This is a genomic window from Flavitalea flava, from assembly GCF_054461575.1.
Window position 1 is genome coordinate 1 of sequence record NZ_JBTLQH010000060.1, and the last position, 12670, is coordinate 12670.

13 protein-coding genes are annotated in these 12670 nt (G+C 48.5%); 12 read left to right on the plus strand and 1 reads right to left on the minus strand.

Annotated elements, in window-relative coordinates; all coding sequences use genetic code 11:
• Positions 1 to 208: 208 nt before the first annotated feature.
• The 12 genes from ACX0G9_RS28855 to ACX0G9_RS28910 all read left to right on the plus strand — a co-directional run bounded on the left by ACX0G9_RS28855 (position 209) and on the right by ACX0G9_RS28910 (position 11990).
• Positions 209 to 2602 carry an ABC transporter permease gene (locus ACX0G9_RS28855; protein ID WP_459068457.1) on the plus strand — a complete coding sequence of 798 codons (2394 nt, stop codon included), beginning with the start codon at positions 209 to 211 and terminating at the stop codon, positions 2600 to 2602.
• Positions 2603 to 2677: 75 nt separating this feature from the next.
• The gene (paaA, locus tag ACX0G9_RS28860) at positions 2678 to 3658 is read left to right on the plus strand and encodes a 1,2-phenylacetyl-CoA epoxidase subunit PaaA (protein WP_459068458.1); all 981 of its coding nucleotides are present in this window, start codon (positions 2678 to 2680) and stop codon (positions 3656 to 3658) included.
• Positions 3659 to 3715: 57 nt separating this feature from the next.
• On the plus strand, positions 3716 to 4051 hold the full coding sequence (gene paaB / locus ACX0G9_RS28865) for a 1,2-phenylacetyl-CoA epoxidase subunit PaaB (RefSeq protein WP_459068459.1): 336 nt from the start codon (positions 3716 to 3718) through the stop codon (positions 4049 to 4051).
• Positions 4052 to 4053: 2 nt separating this feature from the next.
• Positions 4054 to 4839 carry a 1,2-phenylacetyl-CoA epoxidase subunit PaaC gene (gene paaC, locus ACX0G9_RS28870; RefSeq protein ID WP_459068460.1) on the plus strand — a complete coding sequence of 262 codons (786 nt, stop codon included), beginning with the start codon at positions 4054 to 4056 and terminating at the stop codon, positions 4837 to 4839.
• A gap of 43 nt (positions 4840 to 4882) precedes the next feature.
• Complete coding sequence (gene paaD / locus ACX0G9_RS28875; RefSeq protein ID WP_459068461.1) at positions 4883 to 5386, plus strand: 1,2-phenylacetyl-CoA epoxidase subunit PaaD; 504 nt, start codon at positions 4883 to 4885, stop codon at positions 5384 to 5386.
• Positions 5387 to 5398: 12 nt separating this feature from the next.
• Complete coding sequence (locus tag ACX0G9_RS28880; protein WP_459068462.1) at positions 5399 to 6175, plus strand: enoyl-CoA hydratase-related protein; 777 nt, start codon at positions 5399 to 5401, stop codon at positions 6173 to 6175.
• 3 nt (positions 6176 to 6178) lie between these two features.
• Entirely contained in the window at positions 6179 to 6598 is a 420-nt protein-coding gene (locus ACX0G9_RS28885; protein WP_459068463.1) for a hotdog fold thioesterase, read from the plus strand.
• A gap of 74 nt (positions 6599 to 6672) precedes the next feature.
• A complete protein-coding gene (locus tag ACX0G9_RS28890) occupies positions 6673 to 7329 on the plus strand; it encodes an acyltransferase (protein WP_459068464.1) in 657 nt (218 codons plus the stop codon).
• A 33-nt stretch (positions 7330 to 7362) separates the two neighbouring features.
• Positions 7363 to 8364 (plus strand): GTPase ObgE, encoded by a 1002-nt coding sequence (gene obgE / locus ACX0G9_RS28895; protein WP_459068465.1) that lies wholly within the window; start codon positions 7363 to 7365, stop codon positions 8362 to 8364.
• 416 nt (positions 8365 to 8780) lie between these two features.
• Entirely contained in the window at positions 8781 to 9239 is a 459-nt protein-coding gene (locus ACX0G9_RS28900) for a hypothetical protein (protein ID WP_459068466.1), read from the plus strand.
• Positions 9240 to 9322: 83 nt separating this feature from the next.
• A complete protein-coding gene (locus tag ACX0G9_RS28905) occupies positions 9323 to 9760 on the plus strand; it encodes a hypothetical protein (protein ID WP_459068467.1) in 438 nt (145 codons plus the stop codon).
• Between the two features lie 52 nt (positions 9761 to 9812).
• A complete protein-coding gene (locus tag ACX0G9_RS28910; RefSeq protein ID WP_459068468.1) occupies positions 9813 to 11990 on the plus strand; it encodes a S46 family peptidase in 2178 nt (725 codons plus the stop codon).
• 33 nt (positions 11991 to 12023) lie between these two features.
• On the opposite strand, the gene ACX0G9_RS28915 is transcribed toward ACX0G9_RS28910, so the two are convergent.
• Positions 12024 to 12653, minus strand: a complete 630-nt coding sequence (locus ACX0G9_RS28915) for a DNA-3-methyladenine glycosylase family protein (RefSeq protein ID WP_459068469.1) — start codon at positions 12651 to 12653, stop codon at positions 12024 to 12026.
• Between the last annotated feature and the right edge of the window lie 17 nt (positions 12654 to 12670).

The window sequence follows — 12670 nt, forward strand, 5'->3', positions numbered from 1 at the left end:
ATTTTATGCTTTCAGGCTTTATCGATCTTTTATTTATCATATCATGCATTAGGCAACCCCTTGCCCCATTCCTTAAATTGGTGCCAATCTTGTCTATAAGTGCACAATTGCTGTTCATTATCGGACATTTAAAAGCCAAAAAAATATCGTCAACTTATTGATAAACAAGGCCCAATAAATCTGGCATTTTCTTGGCTGCCGACTGAGTATGCTAATAACCTATCTGAAGACTGCCTGGCGCGGCATCGTACGGAACAAAGTATACAGCGGCCTGAATATTTTCGGCCTGGCTATTGGCATGGCCGTGGCCTTGCTGATCGGCCTCTGGATATATTACCAGTGCAGCTTCGACCGCTTTACGCCCGGCTACGCGCAAGCCTACCAGGTGAAGTACAATTTCCTGGACAATGGAGCCGTCAGCACCCAGCCGGAAATAGCCATTCCCCTGGCAGACGCCTTGAAGAACGACATACCGGAGATCGCCTGCACGGCCCTGGCATTCGGCCCCGACAATTATGGCAGCCAATCCGATATATTGCGGGTAGGCGACAAAAAGATCTCTCCCGTAGAATTGACTGCCGGCGAAGATTTCCTCAAGATCGTCCAACTGCCTATCCTCCAAGGCAGGGCTGATAAGGCCCTAAGCGACCCCAATTCCATTGTTTTGACCGAATCTGTCGCCAAGGCCCTATTCGGCAATACGGATCCCATGGGAAAAGTCGTCTGCGCCTCCAACTTTGTGAATTTTAAGGTAACCGCCGTATTAAAGGATCTGCCTCCCAACAGCACATTGCAGTTTGGCGTCATTTTACCCTGGAGTTATTTTGCCACCGGATGGGTGAGAATGTCCAGCACGAATTGGAACCATAATTTATTTAAGCTGTATGCTTCCCTCAAACCCAATGTGGACTACGCTCAGGTGGCGCCGAAGATCAAAGGACTGGTTGAGAAATATGCCCCCACCACGTATAGCATGTTGAAGCAGCAGGTTATCATGCAGCCCATGGAAGATTGGCATCTGTATAACGTCTATAAGAACGGCGTGGCCTCAGGAGGACTGATCGACTATATCTGGATGTTTGGGGTCATCGGGATATTGGTACTGGTTATCGCGTGTATCAATTTTACCAATCTCTCCACCGCCCGATCCGAAAAAAGAGCCAGGGAGGTCGGCATCCGAAAAGTGATAGGCTCCTCCCGGGAAGCGCTTATCGGACAATTCCTCATGGAATCGGTGATACTCACTTTTCTCTCTTTTGTATTGTCGCTACTCCTGATCCAGCTGGTATTACCATCCTTCAATGCCCTGGCAGGAACGCAGATCGACATCCCCTATACCAATGGCTGGTTCTGGCTGATCATGGTGAGCTATGTCCTGCTTACGGGTCTGTTGGCGGGAAGCCGTCCGGCGTTCTACCTGTCGTCGTTTCAACCGGTCAAAGTACTCAAAGGGAAGATCAGCATAGGAGCATCGGCCATCCAGTCCAGAAAGGTATTGGTGGTGTTGCAATTCACCTGTTCGATCGCCCTCATCAGCAGTACGATCGTCGTGTACCAGCAGATACAATATGGACTAAACAGACCGAGAGGTTATGACCCTAACCGGCTTCTTTTTACCGAAGGGTGGGGTATGCCCTTTGCAGCCCTGAAACAGGAGGTCCTGGAGACAGGCGTAGTCACCAGCATTACCCAGTCATTGAGTCCCGTCACAGATGTCTATTCACACAATGTTATAGATGCATGGCCTGGCAAGCTGCCGAACGAGGCCCTATTATCCGCTGGTATGGCGGTAGGCGACACGGATTATTTTAAGACGGTCGGGATGCAACTGGTGGCCGGAAGGAATTTCACCGGCAATGCAGGCGACGACTCTGCCTCCGTTATTCTCAATGAGGCTGCCGTGAAGCGGATGCGGCTCAATCAACCGCTGAATCAAATCATACACTGGCAGTTGTCCTGGGTACCTCGCAACCTGAGGGTGGTTGGTGTGGTGAAGGATGTTTTGACAAATGCCCCCTTCGCACCCGCAGAGCCCGCTATTTATGTGTGGCAGCCTGGCTGGTCTTTCACCACCATGTACAGGCTCTCGCCCAATGTCAGCACCAGCGTGGCAATGGAGCGGCTAAAACCGATCTTTACTAAGTATCACCGGGACTACGCCTTCCAATATCATTTTGTGGATGAAAAATATGCCGAAAAGTTCGCTGTTGAAAAACTGGTCGGCAGGCTGGCCGGCATTTTCGCCACCCTGGCCATCTTTATCTCCTGCCTCGGACTCTTTGGCCTGATCGCCTGCGTCGCCGAACAGCGTACCCGGGAGATCGGCATCAGAAAGGTGCTCGGCGCCTCCGTATCGCAGGTCCTTGTACTCATCACAAAAGATTTTATCGTCCTGGTGGGCATCAGTTGCGTGATTGCTTCCGCCCTGGCGTTTTACTTTTTGCGGCATTGGCTGGACGGCTATTACTACCGCATCGACTTGGGGGTGGGGGTATTTGTCGGGTCGGCCGTCGGAGCCATCTGTATTGCCGTCGTTACCGTTAGTTTTCAAGCGCTGAAAGCGGCACTGATGAATCCGGTGGAGAGTCTGCGGGGGGAATGAGATGCCAATCCGATTCACTAACACTTGTTAGTTTTTTGCTGAAAAACGGCTATCTTTACCCTTCAATTTTTACCTATGTCTGTGCAGGAATTGGAAAAGATTTTCCAGGATAAGGTCGACCAGGATATCCGGATCGAACCGAAGGACTGGATGCCTGATGCCTATCGGAAGACGCTGATACGGCAGATCTCCCAGCATGCCCATAGCGAGATCGTCGGGATGTTGCCGGAGAGCAACTGGATTACCAGGGCTCCTACCCTCAAAAGGAAGGCTACGCTGATCGCGAAAGTACAGGATGAGGCAGGGCATGGCCTGTATCTCTATTGTGCCGCCGAAACCCTGAATATCAGCCGGGACGAAATGCTGGATCAACTGCATACCGGCAAGGCAAAATATTCTTCCATCTTTAATTATCCAACCCTGACCTGGGCGGATATGGGAGCGATCGGATGGCTGGTGGACGGGGCTGCCATTATGAACCAGGTACCCATTTGCCGGGCCTCCTATGGTCCATATGCAAGAGCCATGGTCCGCATTTGCAAAGAAGAGAGTTTTCATCAGCGGCAGGGTTTCGAAATATTACTCGTTCTCAGCAGGGGTAGCGAAAGCCAGCGAAGGATGTGCCAGGACGCGATCGATCGCTGGTGGTGGCCTTCGGTCATGATGTTCGGGCCAAATGACGATGCTTCTCCCCATACGGCGCAAAGTATGCGCTGGAAGATCAAACGTTTTACCAACGATGAATTACGGCAGCGTTTTGTTGATATCTGCGCTGAACAGATCAAACTGCTGGGTATGACCATTCCCGATCCGGACCTGGTCTGGAATAAAGAAAAACAACATTATGATTTCGGCGCCATAGACTGGGAAGAGTTCAAAAATGTTATCAAGGGTAATGGTCCCTGTAATAAAGAACGTTTGGCGGCACGGGTCAAGGCGCATGAAGACGGAACCTGGGTAAGGGAAGCCGCCATGGCACATGCGGAAAAAAGAAGAGCCACCCCCCAACCCCCTGAAGGGGGAGTAAGGGCCTCATCCGCAGTTTTCGTAAAATAGCTATGGCCGTTTCCCCGGCCAGGAAATCTGAAGAAAAGACTAAATCAAAGACTTGAAATGAGTACAACTAACGAAAATAGCTCCATGTTACAAACACCCCCTTCAGGGGGCGGGGGCACCTGGCCACTTTGGGAAATATTCATTCGGAGCAAACAGGGGCTGGATCACAAACATGTCGGCAGCCTGCATGCCGCAGATGCTCAAATGGCCATAGAAAATGCCCGTGACGTATATACCCGGCGCATGGAAGGCGTGAGCATCTGGGTCGTGGAAAGCAAATATATCCATGCTTCCAATCCGGACGAAGCCTCCTCTTTTTATGATCCTGCCAACGATAAGATATACCGTCATCCGACTTTTTATGATTTACCCGACGAATTAAAGCACATGTAAACATGGCTCATCAACAAGACCTCATCGATTATACTTTACACCTGGCTGACGATAGTCTTATCCTGGGGCATCGCAATAGCGAATGGACCGGGTATGGTCCCGTCCTGGAACAGGATATCGCCATTTCCAATATTGCCCTGGATCTAATCGGACAAGCCAGGAACTTCTATCAATACGCAGCAAAGCTGATCAACCCAACCGCTACAGAAGGAACCAGGGTAGGTGAGGTTTCGGAAGATTCTCTGGCTTATCTCCGGGACAGCTGGGATTTTAAAAACAGCCTGCTGGTGGAACAGACCAACGGAGATTGGGCAAGAACCATTCTGCGTCAATTCTTTTTCAGTGGATACCAGTATTACTTTTACGAACGTCTTTGTTTAAGTACGGACAGCGAGCTGGCCGCCATCAGCGAAAAGGCCCTGAAAGAAACGACCTATCATTTGCGCTGGAGCAGCGAATGGGTGATCCGCCTTGGTGACGGAACAGATGAAAGCCACAGACGAATCTCAGAGGCCCTGGAAGATCTTTGGAAATTTACCGGTGAATTATTTGCACCTGCGCCTTATGAAAAAAGGCTGGCAATGGAAGGCATTGGAACAGACCTTACTACGCTCAAACCCAAATGGGAAGAAAGGGTAAAGGATGTATTCGGTCAGGCCGGTATGACAGTCCCGGCAGATACCTGGATGCAAACCGGTGGCAAAGAAGGTAAACACACAGAAAAATTAGGATATATCCTTGTAGAAATGCAATTCCTGCAAAGAGCCTACCCAGGTTGCGAGTGGTAAAAAATCCTGGCGAATTAACGGAATCGATTTTGAATGACAAAAAATGCCGGAGACGAATAACATATCGACAAAACAGATCTGGTCCCTATTGGCGGAAGTCAAAGACCCGGAAGTCCCGGTATTGTCCATTACCGATCTGGGGATCATCCGCGATATAAAGGTGGATCAGGAACAGGTGGAGGTTTTCATCACCCCTACCTATAGTGGCTGTCCAGCCATGGACGTTATCCGGATAAATATAAAAATGGCTTTATTACAACATGGATTTCCGAAGGTAAAGATCAATACCGTCCTCTCCCCCGCCTGGACCACGGACTGGATGAGTGAAAAGGGAAAACAACAATTAAAGGCCTATGGCATCGCTCCCCCAACACCCGTTCAGCAGGTATGCCATACGAAATTGTTCCACCAGGAAGAAGCGATCTCCTGCCCCCGATGCAATTCATACCATACCCAACGGATAAGCGAGTTTGGAAGTACCGCGTGTAAAGCCTTATACCGTTGCCTGGATTGCCGGGAACCCTTTGATTATTTTAAGTGCCACTAACACAATACCATTATGGCTTCTGTATTATTGACCATTGAAAACAATGTCGCCTTTCTGACACTCAACCGGCCGGAAAAGCTCAACGCGTTTAACCGGGAAATGGCTCTCCTGCTGCAAAACAAACTCGATGAATGTGCCAGTCTCCACGAAGTAAGGGCTGTATATCTCACGGGAGCGGGCAAGGGCTTTTCTGCCGGGCAGGACCTGGCTGAAGTCACCGATCCTTCCGGGCCCGGCATGGATACGATTCTGGGTGAACACTATAACCCCATTATAACCCGGATCCGTAATCTGCCCAAACCAGTCGTGGCGGCCGTTAATGGCGTAGCAGCCGGTGCCGGTGCCAATATTGCCCTGTGCTGTGATATTGTGGTGGCCACCAGATCAGCCTCCTTTATTCAGGCCTTTTCAAAGATCGGCCTCATCCCGGATAGCGGCGGAACCTGGTTCCTGCCCCGTCTGATCGGCTGGCAAAAAGCCTCCGCATTGGCTATGCTGGGCGATAAAGTCGGCGCTGATGAAGCGGAAAGGATGGGTATGCTCTATAAGGTCTTTGCAGACGAGGACTTCGATCTTGCCTCGAAGACCCTTGCCTCGACCTTGGCCGCTCTGCCTACGAGAGCCCTGGCTCTTACCAAACATGCCCTTAATTATTCCGGTACGAATTCTTTCGAAGCCCAATTATTGCTGGAGGATGAATTGCAGCAGGCAGCGGCTAAAACCAAAGATTATTCCGAGGGGGTACGGGCTTTTATGGAAAAAAGAAAACCCAACTTCAAAGGAGAATGATATATGGATAACAAAACAAACCGGATCATAGATGCGATGATGGAACGGGATCTTTTCAGCCAGTGGCTGGGCGTTGAAAGACTGGAGGAAAGAGAAGGTTATTGTCGTCTGGGTATGACCATCCGGTCTGAGATGTGCAACGGGTTTGCGATAGCCCATGGCGGCATATCCTATTCTTTTGCAGACAGCGCATTTGCCTTTGCCTCCAACAGCCGGGGCAGAAAGGCGGTATCCGTAGAGACTTCTATTTCCCATATCCGGCCCCTGTTGGCGGGTGATAAGATCATAGCCATCGCAGAAGAAAAGAGCCTGGGTAACCGGATCGGCATTTATGAGGTCCGGGTTGAAAAAGAAAATGGTGAGCTGGCAGCTCTTTTTAAAGGGACTGTTTTCCGGAAAGAGGAAGAATGGAAAACTGATTGATCAGTCGAATCGGACGATCTGATTGATCCGTCTGATCTGCTTAATCCAACTGACTAAATAATAAACAGTAACGCATGATCTATGCCTTTAAAGGATTTACACCTGTTGTAGACCCCTCATCCTTTATTCACCCACAGGCGGCAGTGACCGGAAATGTGGTCATCGGCAAAAAAGTGTATGTTGGTCCCGGCGCAGCTATCCGTGGCGATTGGGGTCGTATAATCATTGAGGACGGCTGTAATGTCCAGGAAAACTGCACCCTCCATATGTTTCCCGGGGCCACCGTCTGGCAGAAAGAAGGCGCCCACATAGGCCATGGTGCGGTAATACATGGTGCGACTATCGGCCGCAACTGCCTGGTAGGTATGAACAGCGTCATCATGGATGAGGTGGACCTTGGGGATGAATCCATTGTGGGGGCTTTGACCTTCATCAAAGGCGGTGAAAGGTTCCCTCCCCGCAGCCTGGTCGTCGGTAATCCGGGTAAGGTTATAAAAGAGGTGAGCGATGAAATGATCCGGTGGAAAACAGCAGGAACCACACTTTACCAGGAATTACCTGGGGAAATGCGGGAAAACTGGGGGTCCTGCGAGGCGCTGCAGGAAATACCGAAAATCCTGCCCGCCCTGGAAAATGGGGAAGCCGCAAGCCCGGGGAAGCCGGGGGAACCGCCCCCAGGAGCCGGTTACAGGCCCTGGAAAGAGTCAGCGGGAGGTTCCCGTTTAGATTAGTTAGCTTTGCACCTCAATTGAATAAAAAAGACAGTGGAGAAATCAAATTTTGTCGACCAGATAAGGGTCTTTTGCAGAAGCGGACACGGCGGAGCCGGAAGCAAACATTTCGCGCATACCAAATATAATGACATGGCCGGGCCGGATGGAGGCGACGGAGGCCGGGGAGCGCATATTATTTTACGGGGAAGCAAACACCTTTGGACCCTGTTACACCTGCGCTATTATAAAAATGTACTGGCGGAAAATGGCGAGAACGGAAGTGGCAGCAACTGCACCGGCCGCTTCGGAAAGGATATTATCATTGAAGTTCCCCTGGGAACCATAGCCCGGGATGAAGAAACGGGTAAAACAGAAGCAGAGATCCTGGAAGACGGGCAGGAGGTTATTCTGGTAAAAGGAGGGCGCGGAGGATTGGGCAATGCCCGTTTTGCGACCCCAACCAACCAGGCTCCCGAGCACGCCCAACCCGGCGAGGATGGAATAGAAGGCTGGAAGGTCCTGGAATTAAAGGTATTGGCCGATGTAGGGCTTGTCGGTTTTCCCAATGCCGGCAAATCCACTTTATTGTCTTCCATTACTGCGGCCCGTCCGAAAGTCGCCGACTATGCCTTTACCACGATCACCCCTCAACTGGGCATGGTGGATTATCGTGATGGTCAATCCTTTTGTATGGCCGATCTTCCCGGGATCATCGAAGGCGCAGCAGAAGGAAAAGGGCTCGGTCACCGCTTTCTGCGGCATATCGAACGAAACCCGATCCTGCTTTTTCTTATCCCTGCAGACAGCAAGAACCACGGAGAGGAATTTGCGATACTGGTCAAAGAACTGGAAAAATATAATCCCGAACTCCTCCACAAGCGTTTCATTATCGCCATCAGCAAAAGTGATATGCTGGATCAGGAATTAAAAGAAGCCATTTCCAAAGAACTCCCTGCAGAAGTACCTCATTTATTTATTTCTTCCATTACTACCCAGGGCCTGACAGAATTGAAGGATTTGTTATGGAAAACCCTCAATGAGAAACAAGACTAGATCTAAAGTTCTAAGCCTGCATTATATTATCAATAAATATAATGCAGGCCAGTTAACATTTATTTCATATTGAAAGCTTGTTTTTGCTGTTATAATTTGCTATATTTGTTTCAGATTCGAAAGAAAAGCGTTCCACAGGCAGAATTTTATCATCTGTCATTTTTAAATCATACTAATCTAAACGCTTTTCGGCCATCCCACCTGCTGCCAGCCGATTGTTTCCCATCAATACCACGATTGCTTCCGGACCTTTGCTTCCCCGTCATCCGATCTTTCTGATTGATTTTGCCGCCCGGTTTTCTTGCCCCATTTTTTTTGTCTTTCCCTTGATTGCCGTTTGATTTACCCCTGACAGTTGCCCCATCACGTTTGCTTCATCCATATAGAATATTACGCGTCACAAAAAACTATTTTATATGAAGAAGTCACTTACCTCACCGATCAGTAAACTTATCCCGGTTATTTTTTTCCTTTCTTTTATGTTTTCGGCAAAGGCTCAATCCTCCGAAAAAGTACAGGCTGCAGCATTGACACAGCCAACAGGGACGGAAATTACCGATAGCAGCAAAACGGAAGGGCCATTTGCCATAAAATACCTTGGCACGGAAGGGGATCTCCTGGCCTTTCAGGTTGTCTATGAGAATCCGGAAGGCCAAAAGTTCAGTATCATGGTCAAAGACCAGGAAGGAGCGCAGCTGTACCATGGAATTTTTACGGAAAAAACCTTTTTCAAACAATTCCGGCTTCCCAGGACAGATAAGAACAAGATCAGTTTTATTATCCGCAATTACCGGAGCGCCGATATTTCCAAGGCCTTTGTCATTAATGTCAATAGCCGTTTTGTAGAAGAGGTCGCCATAAAAAAGACAAATTAAACCAGGTTTGATCCGGCTATCCATCAACCCTTCTTTCAACCAGTTTTCAACCACTTATTCTTTAATACTTTAAAACCAGTTTTATGAACCAGCTTATCTTTAAAACCAGCAATGCAGTCCGTCTTTTTATCCTCACCATCGTAGTTAGCTCCATCAGCCTGTCCACCTTCGCCTGTGAACCATCCGGGGAAGACCGCAACCGGGAAAATCATACGGGTAGCGCAACCACGGCAGAAGTAAGTTACCTGGGCAGCCAGAACGGAGAACCGCTCTTTAATGTATTATACAACAATACAACAGGCTCCCGATTTTCGCTGGAAGTCCTGGACGGCGATGGCATGCGGATTTTCCTGGGCTCCTACAACGACAAGACCTTCGATAAGAAATTCAGAGTGGCAGATGCCAGTTCCAATAGTAAATTGACCTTCATCATCCGTAATTTCCAGGACAATTCCGTTCAGCATTTTGAAGTGAACTCAAATACCCGGCTGGTAGAGGAAGTTGAGGTAAAAGCTCTTTGAATTGGGGCTGTTAGTTTTTTCCAGTAGGTTTGTTTCTGCAAAAATTAACAGCATGAATCCAAAAAAGTTTCTTCTGACGATTGTCTTGTCCACTATGATCTTCCGGGGTTTTGCCGATGAAGGGATGTGGCTTCCGCTCCTCCTGGGCGAGCAGGTTTACAGCGATATGGTGAAAAAAGGGTTGAAACTCACCAAGGAACAGCTCTATAGCCTCAACAAGGCATCTATCAAAGATGCTATCATTATTTTCGGTCGTGGCTGTACGGGAGAGATCGTAAGCAATGAAGGTCTGATCTTTACCAACCACCATTGCGGATACGAGGCTATCGCTTCCTCCAGCTCCGTGGAACACAATTATTTGCGGGATGGGTTTTATGCCAGGAGCAGGCAGGAAGAAATCCCTGCCCGGGGCCTAACTGCCGATTTCCTGATCAGGATCGAAGATGTAACAAAGGAAGTGGAAGATTCTGCCAAAGGACTGAGCGGAGCAGAAAGGGCCGCTAAATTGAAGACTGTACTTGTAACGATCAATACCCGCTATTCGGATAGCTCAAAAAGCATCAGAGGGAGCATCAGCTCCTTATTTAAGGGCAACCAGTTCCTGGTCTTTGTTTATCAACGTTACAGCGATATCCGCCTGGTAGGAGCGCCGCCGGAAAGCGTAGGCAAATTCGGGGGAGATACCGACAACTGGGAATGGCCACGTCATACCGGTGACTTTTCCGTGTTCCGCGTATACGCGAACAAAAACGGCCAGCCTTCCGATTATTCTACGGACGACGTTCCGTTAAAACCTAAGTATTTTCTGCCTGTCTCCCTGAAAGGATTGAAGGACGGAGATTATGCCATGATCTATGGTTATCCGGGTGGTACCAACCGTTATGAGACCTCCTTTGGGGTAAAACAAAAAATCGATATCGATAATCCCACCCTGGTAAAACTGAGAGAACTGCGTTTGAAATATATGTTCCAGGAAATGAGAAAGGATCCTGCCATTAAACTGCAATTAGGGTCCAGTTATGCCGGTATCGCCAATTATTGGAAATTCTTTGACGGGGAGTCCAAACAATTGGTCAAATACGGTATCTACGATCAGAAAAAAACCCAGGAAGCGGCCTTTCAGCAATGGGCCGAAGGGAAAACGGAGTATGAAAATATTTTTAGCGAATGGTCAAAGGCCTATGATACCTGGCGTCCTTATTCTAAACACCGGGTATTTATCACGGAAGGAGTCCTGGGAAGCCCCCTGATGGCGTTCTCTGCCTCCCTCATGGAATTGGAAAACGCCCTGGTCAAACCAGGAGGTGGCGATATTAAAAAAGCCCTGAAGGCTGCGGACGATACTCGAAAAAATTTCCTGAAGGATGAAAATAAAGCATCCGATCAGAATATATTAGCCGCAATTACCCAATTATATTATACGGACATAGATAAAAATCAGCAGCCCATCGGTTTTTATGAAAGGCTTAAAGCAGGTTTTGGCGATCTGAAGGAAGAGGGCACCTTTCAAAAATATGCGGCCTCCGTATTTAAAAATACGCTGATCTTTGACGATGCCCGGTGGAATGCCTTTATCACCGCTCCCGACGCTACCGTTTTACAGGCGGATCCTGCCAATGCCCACGCCAATGCTTTTCTGCGGAACTGGCAGGGTAAATACATTTCCTTTTACCAGCAATTCCTGGCCAGCAACAATGAATTGGGAAGATTGTACCTGAAAGGAGTCATTGAGAAAGACCCCAAAAAGATTCGTTATCCCGATGCCACGTTTACCATGCGTGTCTCTTACGGAAATGTCAAATCCTACAATCCCCGTGATGCAGTGCATTACGATTATGTAACCACCCTTAAAGGTGTACTGGAAAAATATGTACCCGGAGATTATGAATTCGATCTTCCGGCCAAACTGGTAGACCTCGCCAGGAAAAAAGATTTCGGCCAATATATAGACAAACAACGCAATGACCTGGTGGTCGGATTTATTACAACGAACGATATCACCGGCGGTAATTCCGGGTCACCAGTCCTCAATGCAAACGGTGAATTGATCGGCCTTGCCTTTGACGGTAATTATGAGGCACTCAGCCATAAGATCGCCTTCGATGCGCAATATAACCGCACCATTTGTGTGGATGTCCGTTATGTATTGTGGTGTATTGACAAACTGGGAGGCGCGCCCAATATTATCAGCGAGCTGAAACTCGTAAGAAGCGCAGCTCCTGCCAAATAAAGTTAAGTTAGGCAAGGGCCGGAGGGTAGGAAACTATCCTCCGGCCTTTTTCTTTACATTTATGGGGGTATTGTCTTTCCAATGCCAGAGATGGAGACAGGCATAAGTCCTGTAGGGACTCCATTTACCGGAGATGCGTAAAAGGTCTTCCCGAAACGTGCGTTTGTCTGTTCTATCCAATTTATATATATTGATCATGGCATTCTGAATACCCAGGTCATCAACAGCGAAAACATCCTCTCTCCCCAAACCGAACATCAGCAGCATTTCTGCTGTCCATCTCCCCACTCCCTTTATTTGCGTGATATAGGTAATGACGGCTTCATTATCCATTTTATGAAGGTTCCGGTGGTCCATGCCCTGCTCAAGTGCGAACCGGGCTACATTATGTACGTAACTTACTTTTGCATTGGAGAGACCGATCGAACGAAGTCTTTCCGGAGGAGTAGACAGGATCTCATCCGGATCAGGGACCCGGCCATCGAAAAGATTTAAAAATCGTTTGTGGATCGTATCGGCAACTTTAACGGAAAGCTGCTGACTCATGATGGAAGCGCAGAGATAATGATGAATATCCTTGCGTTTGCGCAGGCTGAAGGGTTCCCGCTGATCAATCAGCTTTTTCAGCTTTTTATCTTTCGACAGGTGAATCAGATAGTCCACATCATTTTTTTTATTTT

Coding starts and splice junctions, on each gene's coding strand:
- ACX0G9_RS28855 (WP_459068457.1), top strand. CDS start 209: ATGCTAATAACCTATCTGAAGACTGCCTGGCGCGGCATCGTACGGAAC.
- paaA (WP_459068458.1), top strand. CDS start 2,678: ATGTCTGTGCAGGAATTGGAAAAGATTTTCCAGGATAAGGTCGACCAG.
- paaB (WP_459068459.1), top strand. CDS start 3,716: ATGAGTACAACTAACGAAAATAGCTCCATGTTACAAACACCCCCTTCA.
- paaC (WP_459068460.1), top strand. CDS start 4,054: ATGGCTCATCAACAAGACCTCATCGATTATACTTTACACCTGGCTGAC.
- paaD (WP_459068461.1), top strand. CDS start 4,883: ATGCCGGAGACGAATAACATATCGACAAAACAGATCTGGTCCCTATTG.
- ACX0G9_RS28880 (WP_459068462.1), top strand. CDS start 5,399: ATGGCTTCTGTATTATTGACCATTGAAAACAATGTCGCCTTTCTGACA.
- ACX0G9_RS28885 (WP_459068463.1), top strand. CDS start 6,179: ATGGATAACAAAACAAACCGGATCATAGATGCGATGATGGAACGGGAT.
- ACX0G9_RS28890 (WP_459068464.1), top strand. CDS start 6,673: ATGATCTATGCCTTTAAAGGATTTACACCTGTTGTAGACCCCTCATCC.
- ACX0G9_RS28900 (WP_459068466.1), top strand. CDS start 8,781: ATGAAGAAGTCACTTACCTCACCGATCAGTAAACTTATCCCGGTTATT.
- ACX0G9_RS28905 (WP_459068467.1), top strand. CDS start 9,323: ATGAACCAGCTTATCTTTAAAACCAGCAATGCAGTCCGTCTTTTTATC.
- ACX0G9_RS28910 (WP_459068468.1), top strand. CDS start 9,813: ATGAATCCAAAAAAGTTTCTTCTGACGATTGTCTTGTCCACTATGATC.